We start from the raw sequence: 2,439 nt of genomic DNA, 5'->3' as shown, positions 1-2,439 counted from the left end.
CAGGGAGAACTCATCTCGAGGCAAGTTTCGCGCTTAGATGCTTTCAGCGCTTATCTTTTCCGCACTTAGCTACCGGGCAATGCCATTGGCATGACAACCCGAACACCAGTGGTGCGTTCACTCCGGTCCTCTCGTACTAGGAGCAACCCCTCTCAATTCTCCAGCGCCCACGGCAGATAGGGACCGAACTGTCTCACGACGTTCTAAACCCAGCTCGCGTACCACTTTAAACGGCGAACAGCCGTACCCTTGGGACCTACTTCAGCCCCAGGATGTGATGAGCCGACATCGAGGTGCCAAACACCGCCGTCGATATGAACTCTTGGGCGGTATCAGCCTGTTATCCCCGGAGTACCTTTTATCCGTTGAGCGATGGCCCTTCCATTCAGAACCACCGGATCACTATGACCTGCTTTCGCACCTGCTCGAGCCGTCACTCTCGCAGTCAAGCTAGCTTATGCCATTGCACTAACCTCACGATGTCCGACCGTGATTAGCTAACCTTCGTGCTCCTCCGTTACTCTTTGGGAGGAGACCGCCCCAGTCAAACTACCCACCAGACACTGTCCCCACGCCGGATTACGGCGCCAGGTTAGAACATCAAACGTTAAAGGGTGGTATTTCAAGGATGGCTCCACGCAGACTGGCGTCCACGCTTCAAAGCCTCCCACCTATCCTACACATCAAGGCTCAATGTTCAGTGTCAAGCTATAGTAAAGGTTCACGGGGTCTTTCCGTCTTGCCGCGGGTACACTGCATCTTCACAGCGAGTTCAATTTCACTGAGTCTCGGGTGGAGACAGCCTGGCCATCATTACGCCATTCGTGCAGGTCGGAACTTACCCGACAAGGAATTTCGCTACCTTAGGACCGTTATAGTTACGGCCGCCGTTTACCGGGGCTTCGATCAAGAGCTTCTCGCAGCGCGATAACCCCATCAATTAACCTTCCGGCACCGGGCAGGCGTCACACCGTATACGTCCACTTTCGTGTTTGCACAGTGCTGTGTTTTTAATAAACAGTTGCAGCCAGCTGGTATCTTCGACTGCCTTCGGCTCCACCCGCGAGGGGTTTCACCTACCGACAGCGTGCCTTCTCCCGAAGTTACGGCACCATTTTGCCTAGTTCCTTCACCCGAGTTCTCTCAAGCGCCTTGGTATTCTCTACCTGACCACCTGTGTCGGTTTGGGGTACGATTCAATGTTACCTGATGCTTAGAGGCTTTTCCTGGAAGCAGGGCATTTGTTACTTCAGCACCGTAGTGCCTCGTCATCACACCTCAGCGTTGATAAGGTCCCGGATTTACCTAAGACCTCCGCCTACATGCTTAAACCGGGACAACCGTCGCCCGGCTAACATAGCCTTCTCCGTCCCCCCTTCGCAGTAACACCGAGTACGGGAATATTAACCCGTTTCCCATCGACTACGCCTTTCGGCCTCGCCTTAGGGGTCGACTCACCCTGCCCCGATTAACGTTGGACAGGAACCCTTGGTCTTCCGGCGAGCGGGCTTTTCACCCGCTTTATCGTTACTTATGTCAGCATTCGCACTTCTGATACCTCCAGCAGACCTCACAGTCCACCTTCGACGGCTTACAGAACGCTCCCCTACCCAACAACATTTACATGTCGCTGCCGCAGCTTCGGTGCATGGTTTAGCCCCGTTACATCTTCCGCGCAGGCCGACTCGACCAGTGAGCTATTACGCTTTCTTTAAATGATGGCTGCTTCTAAGCCAACATCCTGGCTGTCTGTGCCTTCCCACATCGTTTCCCACTTAACCATGACTTTGGGACCTTAGCTGGCGGTCTGGGTTGTTTCCCTCTTCACGACGGACGTTAGCACCCGCCGTGTGTCTCCCGTGATAACATTCTTCGGTATTCGCAGTTTGCATCGGGTTGGTAAGCCGGGATGGCCCCCTAGCCGAAACAGTGCTCTACCCCCGAAGATGAGTTCACGAGGCGCTACCTAAATAGCTTTCGGGGAGAACCAGCTATCTCCCGGTTTGATTGGCCTTTCACCCCCAGCCACAAGTCATCCGCTAATTTTTCAACATTAGTCGGTTCGGTCCTCCAGTTAGTGTTACCCAACCTTCAACCTGCCCATGGCTAGATCACCGGGTTTCGGGTCTATACCCTGCAACTTAACGCCCAGTTAAGACTCGGTTTCCCTTCGGCTCCCCTATACGGTTAACCTTGCTACAGAATATAAGTCGCTGACCCATTATACAAAAGGTACGCAGTCACACCACGAAGGTGCTCCCACTGCTTGTACGTACACGGTTTCAGGTTCTGTTTCACTCCCCTCGCCGGGGTTCTTTTCGCCTTTCCCTCACGGTACTGGTTCACTATCGGTCAGTCAGGAGTATTTAGCCTTGGAGGATGGTCCCCCCATATTCAGACAGGATGTCACGTGTCCCGCCCTACTCATCGAACTCACAG

At 53.8% G+C, this 2,439-nt stretch carries 1 rRNA gene; it reads right to left on the bottom strand.

From position 1 onward, the window contains the following. Positions 1–2,439, bottom strand: a 23S ribosomal RNA gene (locus NV64_RS22615); the annotation flags it as partial.

Source organism: Erwinia sp. B116, from assembly GCF_002865965.1.
Lineage (GTDB): Bacteria > Pseudomonadota > Gammaproteobacteria > Enterobacterales > Enterobacteriaceae > Erwinia.
The sequence above is the reverse complement of the archived record's forward strand: the minus strand, read 5'-3'. Positions and strand labels throughout refer to the sequence as shown.